At 57.2% G+C, this 22,546-nt stretch carries 22 protein-coding genes and 1 riboswitch; of the genes, 9 read left to right on the top strand and 13 right to left on the bottom strand.

The genetic code is table 11. The annotated features are described in order from the left end of the window. Window positions 1-298: 298 nt before the first annotated feature. Window positions 299-1,156, bottom strand: a complete 858-nt coding sequence (locus tag ACR3E7_RS13045; protein WP_170770740.1) for an amino acid ABC transporter substrate-binding protein — start codon at window positions 1,154-1,156, stop codon at window positions 299-301. Window positions 1,157-1,997: 841 nt separating this feature from the next. Between ACR3E7_RS13045 and ACR3E7_RS13050 the strand changes: the two genes are divergently transcribed. From ACR3E7_RS13050 to ACR3E7_RS13060, 3 genes are all read left to right on the top strand, one after another. Further along, a complete protein-coding gene (locus ACR3E7_RS13050; protein WP_480503542.1) occupies window positions 1,998-3,095 on the top strand; it encodes an efflux RND transporter periplasmic adaptor subunit in 1,098 nt (365 codons plus the stop codon). Then, window positions 3,095-6,187, top strand: coding sequence for an efflux RND transporter permease subunit (locus ACR3E7_RS13055; RefSeq protein WP_480503543.1), 3,093 nt, complete (start codon window positions 3,095-3,097; stop codon window positions 6,185-6,187). The genes ACR3E7_RS13050 and ACR3E7_RS13055 overlap by 1 nt, the downstream gene beginning before the upstream one ends. Before the next feature lie 79 nt (window positions 6,188-6,266). Further along, window positions 6,267-6,437, top strand: a complete 171-nt coding sequence (locus ACR3E7_RS13060; protein WP_170425586.1) for a hypothetical protein — start codon at window positions 6,267-6,269, stop codon at window positions 6,435-6,437. A gap of 141 nt (window positions 6,438-6,578) precedes the next feature. On the opposite strand, the gene dxs is transcribed toward ACR3E7_RS13060, so the two are convergent. From dxs to ACR3E7_RS13090, 6 genes are all read right to left on the bottom strand, one after another. After that, entirely contained in the window at window positions 6,579-8,507 is a 1,929-nt protein-coding gene (dxs, locus tag ACR3E7_RS13065) for a 1-deoxy-D-xylulose-5-phosphate synthase (RefSeq protein ID WP_480503544.1), read from the bottom strand. 16 nt (window positions 8,508-8,523) lie between these two features. Then, the gene (locus ACR3E7_RS13070) at window positions 8,524-9,390 is read right to left on the bottom strand and encodes a polyprenyl synthetase family protein (RefSeq protein WP_480503545.1); all 867 of its coding nucleotides are present in this window, start codon (window positions 9,388-9,390) and stop codon (window positions 8,524-8,526) included. Beyond that, window positions 9,391-9,633, bottom strand: coding sequence for an exodeoxyribonuclease VII small subunit (locus ACR3E7_RS13075; RefSeq protein WP_480503546.1), 243 nt, complete (start codon window positions 9,631-9,633; stop codon window positions 9,391-9,393). Then, a complete protein-coding gene (locus ACR3E7_RS13080; RefSeq protein WP_480503547.1) occupies window positions 9,630-10,556 on the bottom strand; it encodes a histone deacetylase family protein in 927 nt (308 codons plus the stop codon). The genes ACR3E7_RS13075 and ACR3E7_RS13080 overlap by 4 nt, the downstream gene beginning before the upstream one ends. Before the next feature lie 67 nt (window positions 10,557-10,623). Next, complete coding sequence (locus ACR3E7_RS13085) at window positions 10,624-11,325, bottom strand: response regulator (RefSeq protein ID WP_480503548.1); 702 nt, start codon at window positions 11,323-11,325, stop codon at window positions 10,624-10,626. Further along, a complete protein-coding gene (locus ACR3E7_RS13090; RefSeq protein ID WP_170770752.1) occupies window positions 11,322-11,834 on the bottom strand; it encodes a MarR family winged helix-turn-helix transcriptional regulator in 513 nt (170 codons plus the stop codon). The genes ACR3E7_RS13085 and ACR3E7_RS13090 overlap by 4 nt, the downstream gene beginning before the upstream one ends. A 159-nt stretch (window positions 11,835-11,993) precedes the next feature. On the opposite strand from ACR3E7_RS13090, the gene ACR3E7_RS13095 reads away from it, so the two are divergent. The 4 genes from ACR3E7_RS13095 to ACR3E7_RS13110 all read left to right on the top strand — a co-directional run bounded on the left by ACR3E7_RS13095 (window position 11,994) and on the right by ACR3E7_RS13110 (window position 16,115). Continuing rightward, window positions 11,994-12,860, top strand: coding sequence for a branched-chain amino acid aminotransferase (locus ACR3E7_RS13095; protein ID WP_170785402.1), 867 nt, complete (start codon window positions 11,994-11,996; stop codon window positions 12,858-12,860). 126 nt (window positions 12,861-12,986) lie between these two features. Next, the gene (locus tag ACR3E7_RS13100; protein WP_170785404.1) at window positions 12,987-13,937 is read left to right on the top strand and encodes an AraC family transcriptional regulator; all 951 of its coding nucleotides are present in this window, start codon (window positions 12,987-12,989) and stop codon (window positions 13,935-13,937) included. A 110-nt stretch (window positions 13,938-14,047) separates the two neighbouring features. Further along, on the top strand, window positions 14,048-14,413 hold the full coding sequence (locus ACR3E7_RS13105; protein WP_480503550.1) for an SPW repeat domain-containing protein: 366 nt from the start codon (window positions 14,048-14,050) through the stop codon (window positions 14,411-14,413). A 133-nt stretch (window positions 14,414-14,546) separates the two neighbouring features. Then, window positions 14,547-16,115 carry an alkaline phosphatase D family protein gene (locus ACR3E7_RS13110; RefSeq protein WP_480503552.1) on the top strand — a complete coding sequence of 523 codons (1,569 nt, stop codon included), beginning with the start codon at window positions 14,547-14,549 and terminating at the stop codon, window positions 16,113-16,115. Window positions 16,116-16,168: 53 nt separating this feature from the next. Here the strand turns inward: ACR3E7_RS13110 and cobO are convergent, their stop codons facing one another. The 5 genes from cobO to ACR3E7_RS13135 form a co-directional block, all read right to left on the bottom strand. After that, window positions 16,169-16,768: a cob(I)yrinic acid a,c-diamide adenosyltransferase gene (cobO, locus tag ACR3E7_RS13115; protein ID WP_480503553.1), complete on the bottom strand. Its 600-nt coding sequence runs from the start codon at window positions 16,766-16,768 to the stop codon at window positions 16,169-16,171. 58 nt (window positions 16,769-16,826) lie between these two features. Next, the gene (locus ACR3E7_RS13120; protein ID WP_480503554.1) at window positions 16,827-17,762 is read right to left on the bottom strand and encodes a DMT family transporter; all 936 of its coding nucleotides are present in this window, start codon (window positions 17,760-17,762) and stop codon (window positions 16,827-16,829) included. A 32-nt stretch (window positions 17,763-17,794) separates the two neighbouring features. Beyond that, window positions 17,795-18,469: an HD domain-containing protein gene (locus tag ACR3E7_RS13125; RefSeq protein WP_480503555.1), complete on the bottom strand. Its 675-nt coding sequence runs from the start codon at window positions 18,467-18,469 to the stop codon at window positions 17,795-17,797. Further along, entirely contained in the window at window positions 18,453-19,553 is a 1,101-nt protein-coding gene (gene aroC / locus ACR3E7_RS13130; RefSeq protein ID WP_480503556.1) for a chorismate synthase, read from the bottom strand. Before aroC ends, ACR3E7_RS13125 begins: the two co-directional genes overlap by 17 nt. A gap of 142 nt (window positions 19,554-19,695) precedes the next feature. After that, the gene (locus tag ACR3E7_RS13135; RefSeq protein ID WP_480503557.1) at window positions 19,696-20,136 is read right to left on the bottom strand and encodes a 6,7-dimethyl-8-ribityllumazine synthase; all 441 of its coding nucleotides are present in this window, start codon (window positions 20,134-20,136) and stop codon (window positions 19,696-19,698) included. A 70-nt stretch (window positions 20,137-20,206) separates the two neighbouring features. After that, window positions 20,207-20,355, bottom strand: a riboswitch (FMN riboswitch). A gap of 55 nt (window positions 20,356-20,410) precedes the next feature. Here ACR3E7_RS13135 and ACR3E7_RS13140 point away from each other — a divergent pair. Beyond that, a complete protein-coding gene (locus tag ACR3E7_RS13140) occupies window positions 20,411-21,025 on the top strand; it encodes an FMN-binding negative transcriptional regulator (RefSeq protein WP_480503558.1) in 615 nt (204 codons plus the stop codon). Window positions 21,026-21,027: 2 nt separating this feature from the next. On the opposite strand, the gene ACR3E7_RS13145 is transcribed toward ACR3E7_RS13140, so the two are convergent. Next, window positions 21,028-21,471, bottom strand: coding sequence for a c-type cytochrome (locus ACR3E7_RS13145; protein ID WP_480503559.1), 444 nt, complete (start codon window positions 21,469-21,471; stop codon window positions 21,028-21,030). 489 nt (window positions 21,472-21,960) lie between these two features. Between ACR3E7_RS13145 and petA the strand changes: the two genes are divergently transcribed. Beyond that, window positions 21,961-22,545: a ubiquinol-cytochrome c reductase iron-sulfur subunit gene (petA, locus tag ACR3E7_RS13150; RefSeq protein WP_170785419.1), complete on the top strand. Its 585-nt coding sequence runs from the start codon at window positions 21,961-21,963 to the stop codon at window positions 22,543-22,545. Window position 22,546: the final 1 nt, after the last annotated feature.

A 22,546-nucleotide genomic window follows, 5' to 3' on the forward strand; every position in this document is an offset into this window, starting at 1 on the left:
TTTTTAGGCTTCGCTCGCCTATATTGGTCCCTTCGACTTTTTGGTCATGTTCGCCAAGTCAAACGTCATTATGTTGGCTTGGAAGGATGCTTCAGGTTATGCCCAACTCGAAATGCGCACCCGCAGCAAACGTCTGCTCTCCGGCCATATCAACCGATGCTGCGTCCACAACTAGTGTCGCCTTTAAGCTTGGTGCGTACCTTCGCTGAAGTTCGTACCAACTTCCGCTTTGCGAACAAACCAGCATAAATTACAAAAGGATATTTACACTTAGCAAAACTGTTTCATGCAATGCGTCTCAAGGATTGGTAGGGGCGATAACATAAAGAGCCTTCAATGCTTCGCTGGGCTCGATCCCTGGCAAAGCAATGCGAAAAATCTCTTCCATTGTGCCTTGAGCGTACATCTCTGACAAAATGCGATCTATTAGCAATCGAAAATCATAGTCTCCTTTCGGTATCGCCAATCCTTGCTTTTCTATGGTTAGTATTTCTTGGGACAACTTGAATTTGCCCTTTAGTCCGGCAGCAATGTAGTTGACCAACAAAATCGACTGATCCGCAAAATACGCATCGATTTCGCCATCTCTTAGCGCCTTGATACCGTCTGGGTGTGAACCGAACCGCACCATATTTGCTTCGATACCCTCCGCTTCAAAGGAATTGAGAACGGATGCTTCTGTTGTTGTGCTGCTTCTCATACCAACCTTCTTCCCCGCCAGCGCACTCATAGTGCCCTCGGCTTCAATTGGTAATAATATGGACGTGCCATCGACATATATTGGAAGCGAGAAATCAACAGCTTCGCGACGGGAAAGTGTTATGGTCGCAGCCCCACAGAGCATATCTATTTCTCCCGAGGCAACTTTGTCGAAACGATCCTTGGAGTCGACCGGAATGAACTGGACGTTCAATTCATTCAATTCCAGTTTCTTCGCGAGACGCTGTGCGACCTGATCGCAAATCAAGGGTGACAAGCCAAACGGCCGACCTTGGTCGTTGACGTAAGATAGTGGCGCAGCATCTATTCGAAAACCAAAGCGGATTTCGTTATTTTTTGTTATCCGTTCGATTGTCTGAGCAACCGCTCCGGTTGTGAATAGAACCATCACACTAAGTACAGAAAGCAAGCGCATGGGTTTTATTTCTTTAATCATTGTCCGTCCCACAGGAGTACAAGGCATCTCATGTCGAGAATAATACACATTGAGGCTCAAAAAAGTCAGATTTTTAACGACAAGAGTTTCTGGGCGAGGGAAGAAAACCGCATCTTGGCACCGTAAGTAGCTGACTCAGTTTAGACTAGGGCATAGATTATTGGGCTGGGCTTAAGTTCGATTGTCCAGCATGGAATACATCTATTGGATGTCGCGGTATCAAACTAACACTGAACTGACTTTTTTCACGACAAAAAGTTAAAACATTCCGCTTTGGGCTCAGTGCAGCCAACAGTCACCGTATGGCACTCTATGCGTTTTGTGTGACCTACCGAATTGGGTTCAGCTGATACCATCGCTGCCGCGTTTCTGAAGGTTAGGCCCGAGTAAATAGGGCTCAAAGCGGTTATTCGCTTCACTCGGCATGAGCGGTTGCTTTGCGGACAAAGCTGCCATTAGCAAATAAGCAGCAATGGCAGCGGTTCACGAAAGGGGGACATTTCAGCTCCACACGTAGGTCCGGACGACGGCCTGGACTTTAATCAATCACAGTTTGCCCTCCGCACGTTTACCTTTTAACGCAGTTACACTAACTCGAAACACGGCCTTCTGTGCCACCGATATGACAAACGGCAGCGTCGAGGCGACATCGTACTGATAAATTGTCTTGTCAGTTTGCCAAAGTGTACTCGGGTTTCTCTCCGCCACCACTAAACAAATTCGTATTTTTGACTTTGTTTGGTAAGCGCGTACAATTGTGCCAGCTTTAGGCGCAAAATCCGCAAGTTAGGCCACCTTCACAGCGACGAAGTGAGGAACGCGGGCGGCACGGGAGGGGGATATGAAGAGAACTTTTGGTTGGCTATTTGCCTTCGTGTTGCTTACCGGCTGCTGGGAGAAGGAAGAAGATGCGACCCAAACACTTATTCGACCTGTCAGAGCCATCGAGATTTCCGACCTCTCCAGTTTGCATGACCGATATTTTGTCGGAACAGCCAGGGCTGCGCGCGAAGTCTCTTTGGCCTTTCGCGTACCGGGCAATGTTGTTGGCGTCGATGTTCAGGTTGGGGACCTTGTAACGAAGGGCGCCATTATGGCAGCCTTGGATCCAGCTCCATACCAGGCTGAAGTAGACCGGCTTACCGCCGAACTAGCAAGCGCACAGGCAACGTTTGAGAACGCCAAGTTGCAAACAGATCGGCAACGATCGCTGGTCGAAAAGGACGTTGCTGCTCAGGCTACACTCGACCGATTTATCGCTGGCGAGACATCCGCTAAGGCGGCCATCAATTCTGTTCAAGGCGCTCTGGACAGAGCCACTCTGGATTTAACCTATACGAATTTGGCGGCACCGTTCGATGGTCGTGTTGTCGGCAAATACATTGAAGATTTCGAAGAAGTCGCCGCTCAGACTCCGGTGCTGCGCATTTTGGATGCCGAACGCATCGAAGTGGTGATCGATATCCCCGAACGATACATCGCCCTGATCCCTCACATTGAAGACATCACCGTTACTTTTGATGCTCTGGGGGATGTGGTTCTACCGGCGGAAATCAGCGAGATTGGATCCGAGGCTTCGGCGACGACCCGAACCTTCCCTGTCACGTTGATTATGGATCAACCGGAAGACGCACTTGTTCTTCCGGGTATGGCAGGGCGCGTCCGTGGCCAGCCAAAGGAAGGGCACGAACCATTCGATGCGATCATGGTTCCTGCCAGCGCGGTTTTCGTGCCTGAAGGGGAAACAGATCCGCATGTCTGGGTATTCGATGCCAGCTCAGAAACCGTAACGGCAAGGAAGGTTTCGCTTGGCACGCCCCGGTCGCAAGGGGTGGCCGTTAGTGAAGGTCTGGAATTTGGTGATGTGGTCGTCACTGCCGGAGCGAACTCTTTGCGAGAAGGCCAAAAAGTTTCACGACTTTCCGAGGATACAGAGTAATGGGTCTCGCGGCGTTCTCCATCCGCAACGCCAAATTCGTTTGGTTCACGGTAGTCATGCTTACGTTGGGCGGCATTTCGGCTTTCTTTAGTCTGGGGCAGCTAGAAGACCCCGAGTTCACTATCAAAACTGCGGTTGTGACCACCCTCTATCCCGGCGCCAGCCCTGAAGAAGTTGAGCAAGAGATCACAGAACGGATCGAGCTGAAACTCCAGGAAATTAAGGAGATTGATTACATCTCGAGCGAAAGCAGGGCGGGTGTGTCGACGATTAAAGTCGAAATTCGCCCGAACTATTGGTCGGACCAGCTACCGCAAATCTGGGACACACTACGTCGGAAAGTCAGAGACGTGGAAACAGACCTGCCCCCGGGCGCAGGTCGTCCTGCCATCAACGATGATTTCGGTGATGTCTTCGGTCTACTGCTGGCTATGACGTCCGATGGGTTCTCTGCTCAGAAGCTTGATGGGTATGCCGAAGACTTCAAGCGAGAGCTCTCGCTGATCGACGGTGTCGGCCGCGTCGATCTTTGGGGCGAACGCGACAGGGTCATTTATCTGGAAACACGGGAAGAAGCCTTGGCCGCATTGGGAGTTTCGGCTCAGACAATTCTCAACACGTTACAGACCCAGAATGCGATCGTGGATGCAGGGCGGGTAAACGTCGGTGACTACCGCATGCGCATTGCGCCCAGCGGAACCTTCACAAGCCCAACTGACATCGCAGATTTAGTCGTCCGACCAAGTGGTCTGGATCAGGCTCAAAGCGGTCAACGTCGTGGGCCAGAGTTGCTAAGGCTGGGCGACATCGTTGAGGTTAAAGAAGGCTACATTGACCCACCGATAACTATGATGCGTTATAACGCCCTCCCATCTATTGGTTTGGCCATATCCTTCCAGTCTGGGGTCAACGTTGTCAGTGTTGGTGAGGCGGTAGATGCGAGAGTATCAGAACTGATCGCAAGCCTGCCGATGGGCATCGAGGTTGAACGGGTTCATTGGCAATCCGATGACGTAAACCTTGCGGTCAGCAGTTTTCTGGTGAGCCTTGCCCAAGCCGTCGCAATCGTCCTGGTCGTTTTAACTTTGGCGATGGGTGTTCGGATGGGGATCATCATCGGCAGCGGGCTGATTCTAACAATCCTTACCACCTTCATACCCTTGGCAGCACTTGGCATAGATCTTCAGCGCATGTCCTTGGGTGCATTGATCATTGCGCTCGGCATGATGGTAGATAACTCGATCGTGGTAGCGGACGGCGCCATGGTCCGGATGTCGCAAGGAATGGACCGTGCAAAGGCCGCGATTGAGGCCGCAACGCGTCCCGCTATGTCGTTGCTTGGGGCCACGTTTGTCGCGGTCATGGCTTTCTACCCGATCTTTGCATCTGTCGAGAGCGCAGGGGAGTACTGCCGAACACTCTTCTCAGTTGTTGGGATCGCGTTGCTGGTCAGTTGGTTGCTGTCGATGACGGTAACACCACTTCAATGCGTTGCCATGCTACCGGAGCCAAAGGGTGGAGCAAGCGAGACCTTTGACACCGGTTTCTATGCGATTTACCGCCGCTTTCTGGCTGCGGCGATCCGCGTGCGTTATCTGACGATCGGGGTGGCTTTGGGTGCTTTGGTCATTGCCGGGGTTGGTTTTGGCTCTGTCACACAGCTGTTCTTCCCGACCTCGTCGATGACCAAATACATGATCGACTATTACGCTCCCGAGGGAACTCGGATTGAAGCCGTGTCAGAAGCGATCTCACGGATCGAAGAAAAGGTTGAAATGGACGATCGTGTGACCGGCATCGCCAGCTTTATCGGAGCTGGCCCGCCCCGTTTCTACCTGCCAGTCGACCCCGAGGGAACCAACCCGTCCTACGCGCAAGTCATTGTTAATGTCGAGGATTACCGCGACATTCCCGAGATGACCAAAGAGATATCGCTTTGGATATCAGCCAACATGCCTGAGGCGACCTCTTTCACACGTCAATTCGGTGTGGGACCCAGCAACACCTGGGCATTCGAGAACCGCATCATCGGCCCATCGGATGCTGATCCTGAGACTCTGCGCGAAATTGGTGACAGAGCAGTTGCGATACTGGATCAGCATCAATGGACGAAAGTGGCGCGCACCGATTGGCGCAACCGTGTCCTGAAAACTGTCCCAGACTATGACCAGGACCGAGCACGGTGGACCGGTATCACGTATGAAGATCTTGGAAACACGACAAAACGAGCATTTGACGGGCGTTCGGTCGGCCTCTACCGCGAAGGTGACGAGTTGCTGCCAATCATCGTTCGGCCTGGCGCAGAAGATGTGGCAGCCGTCGACAACTTTGAACTGTTGCAACTTCAGTCACCGTTTTCTGTTGAGCCTGTCCCATTGGCACAGGTTGTACGCGGCGTGAATATTCAGCCCGAAGATCCAACGATCAATCGTCGCGACCGGCGCCGTGTTCTGACTGTGCAAGCCAATCCAATCGATAGCGTAACTCTGCCAAGTTATCGCGCCGCAGTTCTTGCCGAATTCGAAGCTCTGGAGGCTGACTTGCCACCGGGCTACAGCATGGAATGGGGTGGAGAGCACGAGGACACAGTGTCTGCGCAAGCGTCTTTGATTCCGGGTATGATCCCCGCGTTTTCGATCATGGCACTGATTGTCGTTGGGCTATTTAACTCATACCGCAGACCGTTGGTCATTTTCCTGACAGTACCTTTTGTGCTGATAGGTATTGTTCCGAGCCTGCTCCTTACAAACACACCGTTTGGATTCGTTGCATTGCTCGGGGGCATGAGCCTGGCGGGCATGATGATCAAAAACGCAATCGTTCTGATCGATCAGATCAACGATAACTTGGCCGAAGGTCAGCCGGGCTACGACGCCGTTTTGAATGCCGGAGCCTCAAGACTGCGCCCTGTCGTACTGGCCGCCGCCACTACAGTTTTGGGTGTGATACCGCTACTGCCAGACGTGTTTTGGGTGGGTCTTGCTGTAACGATCATGGGCGGTTTGACGGTGGGTACGATGCTCACAATGATCCTGGTACCGGTCTTGTTCGCCACGCTGAGCGGCATTCGACAGTCACCGAAAGCCGTTTGACGTCATCTATAGCGGTCTTTGGATCGTTTTTTTTCGAGCATGTACTTGTTGAGTGTAAACAACTCATTTGGGGGTAAAGATGGACAATACAGTACTCTACTTTCTGGTCGGCATCTTCGTGGTTGGCCTAGTCTCACTGGGATATTTTGCCAAAGGTAGCGGAGCACTGCTTGTGATCGTGATATTGGTTGGTGTGTTGTTAGCGATGATCGCATTTTTTGGGGGTTACTTTGGCGAGACACCGAAGTGAGCTTGTAGTGGCATCATTGAAGACGCCTCGCGAGTTACAGGAAACGTCAGTTGATCCGAGAAGGAGGCTCATTGGATTTGACGCTTGGTGACTACTTTGTTCAGTGCCATCTATAGGCACCATTTTCTGCGAAAACAGAGATCAGGCGCGCTTTTCGCCGATTGTGGCCACGCCCAGAACCGACAGTACTTTGGCCTCGATCTGCTCGGCATTCATACCAGCTACCGCGTACATATCCGCAGGGCTGGCCTGATCGATGAAGATGTCAGGCAGCACCATCGAACGGTATTTCAGACCCGCATCAAACACGCCTTCATCCGCCAACAATTGCGCCACGTGGCTGCCAAAGCCGCCAATCGCCCCTTCTTCAATGGTGATCAGCGCCTCGTGATTGGCGACCAGATCCAGAATCAGGTCGCGGTCCAGCGGTTTGGCAAAACGCGCATCGGCGATCGTCGGCGTGATACCCTTAGCGGTAAGCGCCTCGGCCGCTTTTTGAACTTCGGCCAGACGGGTGCCGAAGGACAGCAGCGCAACCCGCGCGCCGGTTTGGATGATGCGACCTTTGCCAATTTCCAGAACTTCCCCGCGCTCGGGAAGGTCGACGCCTACACCCTCACCCCGCGGATAGCGGAACGCGATGGGGCCTTCGTTATGCGCAGCGGCGGTGGCGACCATGTGCATCAGCTCGGCCTCATCGGCGGCGGCCATCACCACCATGCCCGGCAGGTTGGACAGATAAGCGATGTCGAACGAGCCCGCATGCGTCGCGCCATCGGCCCCCACAAGCCCCGCGCGGTCGATGGCGAACCGGACCGGCAGGCGTTGAATGGCCACGTCATGCACAACCTGATCATAACCGCGCTGCAGGAAAGTCGAATACATCGCGCAGAACGGCTTCATCCCGCCCGCAGCCAGCGCGGCGGCAAAGGTCACGCCGTGCTGTTCAGCAATCGCCACGTCGAAACAACGTGAGGGGTAGCGTTCTGCAAACAGGTTCAGCCCGGTGCCATCTGGCATCGCCGCAGTCACAGCCACGATCTTGTCGTCGCGCTCGGCCTCTTCCACCAACGTCTTGCCAAAGACCGAGGTATAGGACGGCGCGTTTGATGGCGCTTTGTGCTGTTTGCCCGTCACTACGTCGAATTTCGCGGTTGCATGCCCCTTGTCGCGGGCTTGCTCGGCGGGGGCATAGCCCTTGCCCTTTTTGGTCAGCACGTGGATCAGGATCGGCCCGGTCGCCCGTGCCTTGACGGTACGCAACACCGGCAGCAACTGGTCGATGTCATGCCCGTCGATGGGACCGATGTACGAGAATCCCAGCTCCTCGAAAAACGTGCCGCCCATGGCCATGCCCTTAAGCATTTCTTTGGCGCGTTTCGCCCCCTCGCGGAAGGGTTCCGGCAGCAGGGACACCGCGCCTTTGGCGGCGGCTTTCAGATCGTGGAACGGGGCCTCGGTATAAATCCGCGACAGATAGCTGGACAGCGCACCAACCGGGGGCGCAATGCTCATCTCATTGTCGTTCAGGATTACGATCAGGCGTTTTTTCAGGTGGCCCGCGTTGTTCATCGCCTCGAACGCCATGCCTGCGGACATCGACCCATCGCCGATCACAGCAATCGCATCGCCCAACCCTTCTGGCGTGACACCGCCCAAATCGCGCGCGACGGAAAACCCAAGCGCGGCACTGATCGAGGTACTGGAATGGGCAGCCCCGAACGGGTCATAGGGGCTTTCGCTGCGTTTGGTAAAGCCGCTGAGGCCGTCTTTCATGCGCAGTGTGCGGATCCGGTCGCGCCGTTCGGTCAGGATTTTGTGAGGATAGCACTGATGCCCCACATCCCAGATGATCTTGTCGCGCGGGGTGTCAAAGACGGCGTGCAGCGCGGTGGTCAGCTCGACGACACCCAAACCAGCGCCCAAATGCCCGCCGGTGACGGAAACGGCCGAGACGGTCTCAGCTCGCAGCTCATCCGCGACCTGCCGCAGCTGCGAATCCGAGAACTGCTTGAGGTCCGCAGGGCGGCTCACAAGATCCAGCAGGGGCGTATTCGGGCGGACAGACATATGGCGCGTTCCTGGCTTAGCTGTCCCGGGCAATAACGAAGCGGGCGGCGTCCTTCAAGGTTTCAGCGGCAGTTCCATAGCCATCCAGCGCAGTACAGGCCTGATCCACCAGCTCCGCCGCGCGGGCCTTGGCGGCGTCCAGCCCCAGCAGCGAGACAAAGGTGGCCTTGCCCGCCTTTGCATCCTTTTGCAGACGCTTTCCGGCCTTTTCGGCATCGCCCTCAACATCCAAGATGTCATCCGCGATCTGAAAGGCAAGGCCCAGCGCGCGGGCATAGTGGCGCAGCGGGTCCGCATCCGCCTGCGCCAACCGCGCGCCCGCACAGGCAGACCATTCGATCAGCGCCCCGGTCTTACCTGCCTGCAACCGCGTGATCTGTTCCAGCGTCAGCGGAGCCTCCGCCGTTTCCGCCGCGATATCCAGCGCCTGCCCCAGCACCATACCTTGCGCACCGCTTGCTTTCGCCAGCGTTAGGGTCAAATCTGCGCGAATTGCGGCCTCGCCAACCTGCGCGTTCCCGCAAAGCTCAAACGCCAGCGTCTGCAGCGCGTCCCCGGCCAGAACGGCCGTACCCTCATCCCATTTCACATGAACCGTGGGCCGCCCCCGGCGCAGATCATCATCATCCATACAAGGCAGATCATCATGGACCAGCGAATACGCGTGCAGCGCTTCGATAGCCGTCGCGGGCCAAATGGCTCGTTCAGTCTCAACACCATGCAACCGAGCGCTCTCTAACACCAGAAACCCGCGCAGCCTTTTCCCGCCCTCGGTGGCATAAGCCATCGCCCGGGTCACATCCAGATTGTCCAGCGCCCCCAGAACCGTATTGAAGTGGTCCTGAATAAACGCCGCATCCTGCGCCAATCTGTCTCGAAACATTTACTGACCTTCGACAGGCGTGGTCCCGGTCGGCTGACCTTCGGCATCCAGCGTGATCGCCGCCACTTTTTCCTCGGCCCGCTTCAACTCATCCTCGCAGCGTTTCTTCAGCTGCGCCCCGCGTTCGTACAGAGCAATGGATTGGTCCAATGCAACATCTCCACGCTCAAGCTGACCAACCACGGCCTCCAGCTCTTTCATGGCCTGTTCGAATGTCATCTGGTCAACGGGTGTCTCGGTCATTGGGCTGCCTTCATCAATTCTTCCACATGGGCACGGGTGGCCTCGGCCAAGGCTTTCAGATCATACCCGCCCTCCAGAGTCGAGACGATACGACCCTCACACAGCTCTGCCGCGATCTGGCACAGCTCTGACGTGAGCCAGGCAAAATCCCCGGTGGACCAGTTCAATTCGGCCAGCGGATCATCCTGATGCGCATCGAACCCGGCCGAAATAATGATCAGCTCCGGCTCAAAGGCACGCAGACGCGGGAAGGCCAACCGTTCATAGGCTGCACGCATCTCGGCCCCACCCTTACCAGGTGCCAGAGGGATATTCAGCACCGTGTCATAAGCACCGGTTTCATCGGGGCGTCCAGATCCCGGCCACAAGGGCATCTGCTGGCTGGAAATGACCAACGCGCGCTTTTCGTCCCACAGCAGATCCTGCGTCCCATTGCCGTGATGCACGTCGAAATCCACAACGGCCACGCGACGCAGCCCGTGGTGATCCAGCGCATGTTTCGCCGCCAGCGCCGCATTGCCGAACAAGCAAAACCCCATGGCGGTGTCCGTCTCAGCATGATGCCCCGGAGGCCGCACCGCGCAAAACGCATTCGGCGCCTCACCACCCAGCACCAAATCCACCGCCCGAACAGCCGCCCCCGCCGCGCGATATCCAGCGCTCACCGACCCCGGCGACATGAACGTATCACCGTCGATCTGCCGAAACCCTTCCACAGGTGCGCTGCGCCGAATGTCTTCAATATAGCTGTCCGGATGAATACGCCGCAGATCATCATCTGCTGCCAAAGGCGCAGTCTTGCGATCCAAATCCAGCGGCTCCAAGGCATGCAGAATATGTTCCAATCGCGCGACCCGCTCAGGGTGGCCGTCCGGCGTCACATGTCCAAGACAATCCGCATGAGTCAAAAGCGCAGTCTTCATCAGGATCCCATCTTCATCTGGCCAAAAATATCCTCGCCGAAGGCAAAAAATCGCCGCGCAGCGGCCCTTAGTCCGGGGCCAACATGTACCCTGCACCGCGCACAGTTTGCAAATACCGCGGCTGCTTGGGGTCCTGTTCGATCTTGCGCCGCAAACGGGTGATCTGTACGTCCACCGCGCGCTCCTGCGCCTGGCCTTTGTCGCGGCCCAAATCTTCAACCAGCTTCGACCGGCTGATCGGCTCACCCGGTTGGGCCGAGAAAATCTTCATCAACTGACTTTCCGTAGCCGTCAGACGCACAGGTTCTTCGCCCTGCCACATCTCGCTCTTCTCAACATCATAGCGGATGGGTCCGAGGTTCAGGATCTTGCTAACCGTCTCTTGCGCAGGTGTCTCGGGCATCCGACGCAGGATCGCGTTGATCCGTAGCAACAATTCCTTGGGTTCGAACGGCTTGGCCAAATAGTCATCGGCCCCAGCCTCAAGCCCCGCGATCCGATGCTCGGTCTCGCCGCGCGCGGTAAGCAACAGGATCGGCGTCGAATGGGTTTCGCGCAGCGCCTTCGTTAGGCTGACACCATCTTCGCCCGGCATCATCACATCCAGCACGATCATGTCGAAATCCAACCCCGACAACACCCGCCGCGCGTGGGCTGCATCACGGGCCGATGTCACCAGAAACCCGTTCCGCATCAGAAACTTCTTGAGCAGATCCCGAATGCGTTCGTCATCGTCAACGATCAGCAGATGCGCGTCCATATCGCTCATGAGGTGGTATCCCGCAATTTCCTGTATGCATGACGCATATCAGCATCCATCATCGCTTCAAGCACTTTACGAAACCCTGAAACAGCCTCGGGGCCCGCTTCCTTGTACGCCGCCCGCATCCGAACGCGCTGCGCCTCGGACAAGGTAGTCTCCAATTCTCGGCCTCTCTCTGTCAGAAATAGGTGCCTTTCACGTTTGTCCACGGTTCCCACCCGACTTTCGACCAACCCGTCGTCAATCAAGGTTCGCAACACCCGGTTCAGAGACTGTTTTGTCACGCCCAATATGGCCAGCAGATTGTTCACCGTGGTTCCCGGAGCCCGGTTGATGAAATGAATGGCCCGGTGATGCGCGCGACCATAGGCCAGTTCGGACAGGATACGATCAGGGTCCGCCGTAAACCCGCGATACGCGAAAAACATCGCCTCAATCCCTTGCCGTAACTGCTCATCCGTCAGAAACAGCAGGCTTTCTCCGCCAAAGACCTGGGCGGGACGGGTGTCGGACATCTTGTGCCTCATTCGTTACTTGGGTCGAGTTTATGTCAGCGTTATTGACATTCCAAGGGCAGACAGGTATCGAATCGCAGTTTTTGCGCAACATTATGTCCGCTTCGGACTTAAATAACGCAACAATCGGAAATTTCAGCCCGGTTCAGGAGGTTTCGCATGTCGGGATATGATGATCGTGATGGTGTCATCTGGTTGGATGGCAAACTGGTGCCCTGGCGCGAGGCCAATGTACACATCCTGACCCATGCGATGCACTATGCGTCTTCGGTCTTTGAGGGCGAACGCGCCTATGGCGGCAAAATCTTCAAAAGCCGCGAACATTCCGAGCGTCTGATCGCCTCGGCCGAGGCTCTGGACATGCCAATGCCGTATTCGGTGGACGATATCGAGGCCGCCAAGGAAGAAACCCTGAAAGCCAGCGGACTGCAGGACGCCTATGTGCGCGTTCTGGTCTGGCGCGGCTCGGGTGAGGATATGGGCGTCGCATCAGCCAAGAACCCGGTGCGGATGGCCGTGGCTGTCTGGCCTTGGGGCGCATATTACGGCGACGCCAAGATGCAGGGTGCGAAGCTGGATATCGCAGAATGGAAACGCCCCAGCCCCGAAACCATCCCGGTTCACGCAAAAGCGGCGGGTCTCTACATGATCTGCACCATCTCCAAGCACAAAGCCGAGGCCAAGGGATGCTCGGATGCCTTGTTCATGGACTACAACGGCTATGTGGCCGAGGCTACCGGCGCCAATGTCTTCTTCGTCAAAGATGGTGAGGTTCACACCCCTCTAGCCGACTGCTTTTTGAACGGCATCACCCGCCAGACCGTCATTCAGATGCTGAAAGACAAGGGCATCACTGTCCACGAACGCCGCATCAAGCCCGAGGAAATGGCCGAATTCGAACAATGCTGGCTGACCGGTACAGCGGCCGAGGTCACTCCGGTCGGGCAAATTGGCGATTATACGTTCGAGGTAGGCGACCTCACCCGCGAGATCGCCTCGGACTATGAGGCGTTGGTCCGCGCCTGATCCCAAACAACCAATTCTAACGAACCCCCGCGGATCCGCGGGGGTTTTCTTTTGCCAAACGTGCGGGATTTATTGCAGATCGTTCGAACCCATGGATGTATGCGCATAATCGTTTAGGTTAAGCATATGTTAGACCTGCTCAGCGATATCCTCACGCGCCTGTCCCTAAAAGGCACGTTCTACTTCCGCACATCGTTCACGCCGCCCTTTGGCGTCCAGGTGCCAGCCTTCGAAAACGTGGCCCGATTTCACTTTGTACAGCGGGGCGAGCTGAAGGTGCATGTCTCGACCACCGGCGAAACACTGCGGCTACGGCAAGGCGACCTGATCCTGATCCCGCACGGGTCCGCGCATGCTCTGCTCTGCAATGAGGTTAAACCGCTGGACGCTTTGCCTTTGGAAGAGGTGCTGGAAAAATCCGGCTACCAAGGCGACGGCGTTCTGGTCTATGGCGGCGAGGACAAAAGCCGGGATACGCAGCTGATCTGCGGGCATTTCTCGTTCACCGGCCCGCCGGGGCGGCAGGGCACGGGACATATGCTAATCGACCGGCTGCCCCCCTATATCCTGATCGAGAACTACGGCGAAGAGGCCGGAGCCTGGATCGAATCGACCCTGCGCATGATCGGGTCCGAGGTCAGCGGCGCCCGCATTGGCGGCGATTTGATCGCGCTGAAACTATCCGAAGTGCTGTTTGCCCAGGCCATCCGCGCCCATCTGGAACATCAAAGCCCCAGCGAATCTGCCTTGGCCGGATTTGCTGATCCCCGCGTGTCACGCGCGCTGACAGCTTTCCACCAGTCTCCGGCGCAGGACTGGAGCGTCGAGTTGCTGGCCCGCGAAGCCGGGATGTCACGCACGGCCTTTGCCCAATTATTCGCCGAAAAAATGGGTACAACTCCCATGCAATACCTGACTGACTGGCGCATGCAGATTGCCTGCCATGGTCTGACAGAAAGCCGCTGGAACGTCGCGGATGCAGCTGCAGAAGTGGGCTATGCGTCCGAAGCCGCATTCTCGCGCGTGTTCAAGAAGCAGGTCGGTCTGTCCCCGGCGGCTTATCGAGCCATGCACTGAAGCGACGGTATTTTGGACGATCTGCAATATCACGCGAACGATCCGGACTGATACGTTCGGGGTTACTGATCTAACTTGGACTCATACCAAGCTAAGGAAAGGAACCTTCCATGTCTGCCCGTTTCGTGACCCGCAACATTCACGCCTATCTGGATTACCCCGTTGCCATTGCGCTGATGACCTTGCCATTCATACTGGGTCTAGGCCAATCCAACCCGCTGGCGCTGTGGCTGTCGGTCGTGACCGGCGTCGCCGCATTTGTGCTGACCGTGCTGACAGATCACCATCTGGGGATTTGGCGTGTGCTGCCCTATAAACTGCACCTGACAGTCGATCTTCTGGTCGGGTTGACCTTCCTTGCTGCGCCCAGCCTGCTTGGATTTTCCGGCCTGGATGCGGTATTCTACTGGGTGAACGGTGCGGCAGTTGTTGTGGTGATCGCACTCAACGCGCCGGAACAGGACGTCACGGCCTAAGCACCTTGTCCACAAGTGTCACAATATCATCGTGATACTTTCAAAAAACTGAGCCGCTTGTTTTACAAACAGGCGGCTCACTGCCGCTCACCAATCGCGTGGTCCCTAAGGACCACCAGACAGGAGAGCCCAAATGACCCGAATCCTACGCCCCAATCGCCGAGCCTTTCTGGCTGGCAGCACCGCCTTCGCCGCATCACTGTCTATGCCAGCCATCAGCCGCGCATCCTCGCGCCCGGTTTTCACCCACGGCGTTCAGTCGGGTGATGTTGACACCACCTCGGGTATGATCTGGACTCGCACCGATCGACCGGCTCGCGTGATGATGGAGGTCTCGACCACCGAGAGCTTTACCGATGCGCGCAAACTGACCCCTATGGATGCAATCCCCAACAGCGACTTGGCCGTCAAGCGGTTGGTCGACGGGTTGCCGTCGGATCAGGACATCTTCTATCGGTTTACCGCAGCGGATCTACACGACATTAGCGCCATATCAGAGCCTATTATTGGCCAATTTCGCACTGCACCGACCTCACGCCGGAATATCCGCTTTGCCTGGTCGGGCGATACCGCTGGGCAGGGTTGGGGCATCGACGACGAAGGGATGCGCACCTACGCCACCATGGCGCAGCACAAGCCCGATTTCTTCATTCACTCGGGCGACACGATCTATGCCGATGGTCCGATGCAGGATGAGGTCGTGAAGGACGATCAACTGATCTGGAAAAACACCACCCTGATCGACGAGAAACGCAAAGTGGCTGAAACGCTGGACGAATTCCGTGGTCAGTGGAAATACAACTTGATGGACGAGCATGTGCGCTCTATGAACGCCGTCTGCCCGACCTTTTTTCAGTGGGATGACCATGAGGTCGTGAACAACTGGTCGGATGCGAAAGACCTGATCTCGGACGACCGCTATTCTGAGAAATCGGTGCACGTGCTGCAATCCCGCGCTGCCCGTGCCTTCCACGAAATGACACCGCTGCGCATCACCCCGGCCGAGCCGGGGCGGGTGTATCGCAAGATCGCATATGGCCCAATGCTGGACGTGTTCTTTTTGGACCTACGCAGCTATCGCGGGCCGAACGGGGCCTCGATGGAGGATGAGATCACTGATCAGTCCCGCATTCTGGGGGCCGAGCAACTGGCTTGGCTGAAACGGGAACTGGCCGCGTCCGAGGCGACGTGGAAGGTTATCGCATCCGACATGCCAATCGGTCTGATCGTCTGGGACAACTGGCGGGAACAAGCCGGGGCCGAAGCCATCGCAAACGGCAATAGCGGCCCCGCCAAAGGGCGCGAGTTGGAGATTGCCGAACTGCTGCAATTTATCAAAACCGCCGGGATCACCAATATGGTCTGGTTCACCGCTGACGTTCACTATACCGCCGCGCACTATTACGACCCTAACAAAGCGCAATTCCAGGATTTTGAGCCGTTCTGGGAATTCGTCTCGGGCCCGCTGCATGCCGGAACTTTTGGGCCGAACGCATTGGATGGAACCTTCGGCCCCGAGGTCAAATTCGTCAAAGCCCCGGCCGAGGGACAAGGTGTCAATCTACCCCCCAGCGCCGGTCTGCAGTTCTTTGGATTGGTGGATATCGACGGAGCCACCGAGCAGATGACAGTGCGTCTGATGGACCGCGCCGATACCGAGCTGTGGTCGATCACGCTGGACCCAAAGTCTCGCGCAATTTAATGGGATCAGAGCGCCCCAGACTTATGATCAGGGGCGCTCTGTCATTCCAACACTTAAAAATCCACGCCGCGCTGGGCTTTGATACCAGCTTGGAACGGGTGTTTCTCTTCCGTCATTTCGGTGACAAGATCTGCATAGTCACGCAGCGCCTGCGGCGCGTCGCGGCCCGTAAGAAACACGCTGGTTTTGTCCGAGCGTGCATTCAGCCCATCAATGACCTGCTCGACCGACAGATACTCGTACCGAAGGGCAATGTTGATCTCGTCCAAAACCACCAGGTCATAGTGCCCGCTGGCCATCAGGTCACACGCCTTGCCAAAGGCGGCGTTCGCCGCGGCGATGTCACGCTCTCGGTCCTGCGTGTCCCAGGTAAAGCCCTCGCCCATTGTGTGCCATGTGACCAGATCGCGTTCTTCAAAGAAACGCCGCTCACCCGTTTTCCACTTACCCTTGATGAACTGCACAACGGCAACTTTCTGGCCCCAGCCCAGCGCCCGGATGACCACACCAAACGCAGCCGAGGATTTACCCTTGCCCTTGCCGGTATTGATCAGGACCAGCCCGCGCTCGGGGTCTAAGGCCTCGGAGACTTTCTTGCGGTGCTGGGCCTGCACCTTCTGCATCTTTTCCTTGTGATCCTGCGCATCACTCATGGTGGGAACCTTTCCTTGTGTTGCGCCCAACCTAGGTGAAGTTCGCGAAAGGTAAAGATCAGCCCTTGGGATCCGTGACTGAACGCGCTTTTGCACGCTCCAGCCCCAGTTGCCGTTCGCGCAGGATCACCACCACATTTCCCGCGATAACCAACGCTGCCCCACCCAGCATGACCAAAGTCGGCAGCTCGTCGAACCAGACATAGCCGATGACCACCGCAAACAGCATCGTGGTATAGTCATAAGGTGCCAGCATCGAGGCTTGCGCGAACTTGTAGGACGTCGTGACCAATATCTGTGCAACCCCTCCTGTCAGCCCCACAAGAGCCAATATTAGGGTCTGTTCAAGCGTGGGCGCGGTCCATCCCCAAAATGCCGTCAAGGCGGACAGCAGCGTTGCCGTGACAGAAAAGTAAAAGGCCACGGCGGCGGGGTGATCGACCTGAACCAGTTGTCGGATATGGATTTGCACGAATCCTCGCGCCATCGTGGCAACCAGAACGCATAGCGCGCCGAGGCTTGCCGTGCTTTCCATGTTGTTGCCGCCCAGCCGAGGCCAGATCATGATCAGAACGCCCAGCAGCCCCAGACTGACCGCGCCGATACGGATCATGCGAATGCGCTCACCCAGAATGACGGCCGCCAGAATCAGCGTGAAGATCGGCGTGGCGTAGCCAAAGGCCGTGACCTCGGGCAGAGGCAGCAGGGCCAGCCCCGTAAAGGTCAGCCCCATGGCCGAAGTTCCCAGAACACCGCGCCAGACGTGGCCCATCGGCTTTCGGGTGATCAACCCTTGCGCCAGCTCTCCACGCCAAAGCAGCCAGCCAATGATCACAGGGATGGCAAAGAGCGAGCGGAAAAAGACCATCTCGCCCGGCGGGAACGTATCCGACAGCGCTTTAACCAATGCGGCCATAGCCGTGAACAGGAACAATGCGCCCAGCTTCAGACCCACCGCCAGGGCGGGTCGATGCGATGTTAAGGATTTTGCCATGGGCCGGACCCTGCGCCTTTAACGGGCAAAGATCAACCGGTCGCGTCGCCGTTTATCCACGTCCGCGGCAGGTCACTGCCGATTTCCTCGGCGAATTCGTGCAGAAAACGGATCATACGCGCGGTCCTTGCTTTTGCGATCTGCCGCCCGGTTTCAGTCAGCATGTCATCAGACAGACTCAGCAGCTTCACTTTCCAATGGTCGAGCGAATAGTGCAGATCATCCAGCGCGCGATCAGCCGCAAAGGGGTCGGCTGCATCATAGAGCGTGCGCCCCAAGGCACCCGACACCGAGAAGTTCCGTGCAATCCCGATGGCGCCCAGCGCATCCAGCCTGTCGGCATCTCGCAGGATGCGAGCCTCGGGCGTCTCGGGCGGGATATTGGCCGAGAAGCTATGCGCCTCGATCGCGTGTTTGGTGGCGTCGATCTGGGCGCAGCTAAAGCCGAAACCGCTCAGAATAGGCTCTGAATCCGATGCGGACTTGCGCGAGGCCAGATGGCGATCCGGGTCATCTTTTGGCAAGTTGACCAGATCGTGCAGATAGCTGGCAGCAAGCAGAACAGTCATGTCAGTCTGAGCATCGGAAATGGCCCGAGCATTTACCCAGACACGGTCCAGATGGGCCAGATCATGGGCGGGGTCCGTTTCCATGCGTTGCGCCACGACAGCGCGCAAGCGGCTGCGCAGGTCAGCCGATATGTCCACGGTTTTCTCCGATCTGGCCGCGATGAAGCAGCAAGTGGTCCAGAATCACGCAGGCCATCATCGCTTCGCCCACAGGCACGGCACGGATGCCGACGCAGGGGTCGTGGCGGCCTTTGGTGATGATCTCGGTTTCCTCACCCGATTTGGTGATCGTCTTGCGCGTGGTCAGGATGGATGAGGTCGGCTTTACCGCAAACCGCACCACGATGTCCTGTCCGGTCGAGATACCGCCCAGAATTCCGCCCGCGTGGTTGGAGCTGTACTGCGGGCCGTTCTGACCCATGAAAATCTCATCGGCGTTGGCCTCACCTGTCAGTTCGGCGGCGGCCATGCCTTCGCCTATCTCGACACCTTTGACGGCATTGATCGACATCATTGCGGCTGCCAGATCAGTGTCTAACTTGCCATAAATCGGAGCGCCGATCCCTGCGGGGACGCCGCGCGCGACGACTTCGACCACAGCGCCAACCGAGTTGCCGGATTTGCGCAGATCATCCAGATAGGCGGCCCAGTCGTCGGCGGCTTGGGCGTCGGGTGTCCAGAACGGGTTCTGTTCGATCTGCGACCAGTCGAAGTTGGCGCGGTCGATTTTGTGTGGGCCGATCTGGGTCATATAGCCGGTGATCTGCACATTTGGCGCGATCTGTTTGATGGCCTCGCGCGCCAATCCTCCAGCGGCAACACGAGATGCGGTTTCGCGCGCCGAGCTACGCCCGCCTCCGCGATAGTCGCGGATGCCGTATTTCTGCCAATAGGTGATATCAGCGTGGCCCGGACGGAACTTGTCGATGATATCGCCGTAGTCTTTCGAGCGTTGATCGGTGTTCTCGATCATCAGCTGAACGGGCGTGCCGGTGGTTTGGCCTTCGAACACGCCCGATAGGATTTTAACCTGATCGGGCTCACGGCGCTGGGTGGTGAACTTGTTCTGCCCGGGTTTGCGCTTGTCCAGCCAGTGCTGGATCATGGCTTCGTCGATGGCGACACCCGGAGGGCAACCATCCACCGTGGAGCCCAAGGCGGGGCCATGACTTTCACCCCAAGTGGTGACGCGGAAGAGGTGTCCAAAGCTGTTCATCGACATGGGGCGTGCTCCTTTGGAAATTGTGATTAGCGGGGAGTGTCTTTGGCCTCAAGCGGATTTGCATGCGGAAAGCGGGGGAAGGGGGCGCTGCCCCCGTCGCGCGGGCGCGACTCCCCCGAGGTATTTTCGAACAGAAGAACGATCAGGCCGCTTGTACGATTGAGGCGCGGGTTTTTGTGATTGTCAGAGCCGCCTGGGCGGCCTCGCGGCCTTTTTCGACGAAATGGGCGCGGTAGATGGCGTTGTGATGGTCGGTTTCCTGATACTGGTGCGGGGTCAGCGAGACCGACAGGACCGGCACGCCCGTGTCCATCCCCGCGCGCATCAACCCGTCGACCACCGCCTTTGCCACGAAATCATGCCGGTAGATACCACCATCCACCACAAAAGCGGCACAGGCGACGGCCTCGTAGCGCCCGGTTTGCGCTAGATCGCGCGCCAGCAGGGGCATTTCGAACGCGCCTGGGACATCGTAGACGTCGATCTGGTCGGCTGGGATGACCTGTTGGAACCCTTCCAGCGCCTGATCGACGATATCGGAATGCCAGTTGGCTTTGACGAAAGCATAGCGGGTGTGTGTCATTTGTGATCTCCTTAGCAAAACAGACACGTCACCCAAGGCGATCACGAGCAGCCGCGCCGGTTGGCACGCTGCACGTTCTCTTTCATCCGGACTTTGACCGTCGGCTCTGGCCTCTCACCAGATCTGCTTGTCACCTCGTGCACCGAGGCCGCTCGCGGGCTTACGGGTCAGCGCCCGCATACCGCCGGTGGGGAATTTCACCCCGCCCTGAGAACGACGCGGACCTTGCCAAGATCGCTGCGAATCTGCAAGGCGTTCCGCTAGGAGATTTGATATGCACCCAAACCCGGCTTTCCGCTCTGAAGATCAGGCCCTAAGTGTCGAATTTGCCCGAGCGCGGGCCTTTGGCGTATTGGCGTTGTCCACCACAGATGTTCCGTTGATCAGTCATGTGCCTTTCCTGCTGAGCGAAGATGGCATGGTCGCTGAATTGCACCTGGTGCGGTCGAACCCGATTGTCCGCGCGCTGACAGTCCCACGCGCGGCGAAAATCGCCGTCACCGGGCCGGACGGCTATGTCTCCCCCGATTGGTACGGGGTCGAAGATCAGGTGCCGACGTGGAATTATGTTGCGGTCCATCTGACGGGAATGCTGGAACTGCGGCCGCACGATGAGTTGCAGGGCCTTTTGGACCGCCAGTCGGCCTTTTATGAGCAGCGGCTGTTGCCCAAACCACCCTGGACAACAGACAAGATGACGCCCGAGGCGCTGGACCGGATGATGCGCATGATCGTGCCCTGTCGGATACAGGTGGATGATATTCAGGGCACCTGGAAGCTGAATCAGAACAAACCCGATGCTGTGCGCTTCGCGGCGGCGGATCAGGTCGGCGGTGGAATCGGGGTGGACTTGGCAAAGCTGGCCACGCTGATGCGCGGCCAGCGCTAGGGTCAGTTGCTGAAGGTGGCCAGATAGGCGGCGATATCTTCGGCACCTCTTTTCAGCTGCACGCTCATGTTGGGGCGGGCGGTTTCGTCGTCCAGGTAGTCTTTGATGAAGCGGATCGGATCTTTTGAATAGGCGGCAATGTTGTCTTCGGTCCAGACAAGCCCCTCTTGTCCGGCGCGGATCATATCATCGGTGAACATGCCAATAGGCAGGCGTTCGCTTCCATTCAAGTAGTCAGTTTCTGTACCCGCAACGCGCCCGACCACGCCAAATAGATTCGGTCCGGTGATTCCACCTTTGACCAGAACCTCATCACCCTTGATGATCGCGTGGCACGAGGAACACCGGTTATAAAGCGCCTTTCCTTTGGCTGCGTCCCCGGCGGCGCTGACCTGCGAGGACAGCGACAGAGCGAAAACAAACGTGATCAGGGGAAATTTGGGCATGGGATGCGTCCTGCTGAGAATTGTCCTTGCCCGCGCCTTCTTGCATTCATCTTTGAAGTGCAATCGAAATCGCGTCTCACCCGGGCATTCTGAAATATCTAATTTGAACTCATATATTTAGCTGGGTCAAATCTGGCGAAAGTTGAAATTTTCATGGCCAAAATCAGGAAAATTATGGGTGATTTCACCTGAAATCTCCGGCCAGAATACTGAGACCCATCAGGGTGACGGGCGTGCCCAAAGCAAACCGAATCACCCCAAGCAGACGTGGGCGAGCAAAGGTGGATTTTTCCGGTCAAACCGGCCCGGACCTTGAAAAAATACCCTGACGTTGTGACATGAATGCCCAGATGCGGCGTAGTGCGCGCCTATGACCGCTGGACGAACCGATTTCTCCCGGATAGATAGCCGCGATGAGACGCCGCTTTGATGCGGTGCTGATGCATGTTTGCCCGGTATCCTCCGGGCGCCGGAATCGGAGAAAACCTCGTGTCCCACGCAGAAGACCACGAAGGCACCCGCAGAGATTTCCTCTACTACGTCGCTGGCGGCGCAGGTGTCGTTGCGACGGGTGCAGCCGTATGGCCCCTGATCAACCAAATGAATCCCTCGGCAGACGTTCAGGCGCTGTCCTCGATCCGTGTGGACGTGAGCGGCGTTGAGCCGGGGACGCAGCTGACTGTGAAATGGCTGGGTAAACCCGTCTTTATCCGTCACCGCACCGGTGCCGAGATCCAAGAGGCCAAAGAGCAGGACGCCGAAGGTCTGGATGCGCTGCCCGATCCGCTGGCGCGCAACTTCAACCAACCGGCTGATGCGCCCGCGACCGACGAAAACCGCGTCATGCCCTCGCCCGAGGGCGAAGCCCCCGGTGCCTGGCTGGTTCAGATGGGCGTATGTACGCACCTGGGCTGTGTGCCGCTGGGTGATGCCGGTGACTTTGGCGGCTGGTTCTGCCCCTGCCACGGTTCGCACTACGACTTGGCTGGCCGAATCCGTAAAGGCCCCGCGCCTGAAAACCTGCCTGTTCCGCCTGCGGAATGGACAGACAACAGCACCATTAAACTCGGCTAAG

The organism is Ruegeria sp. BK1 (assembly GCF_056535645.1).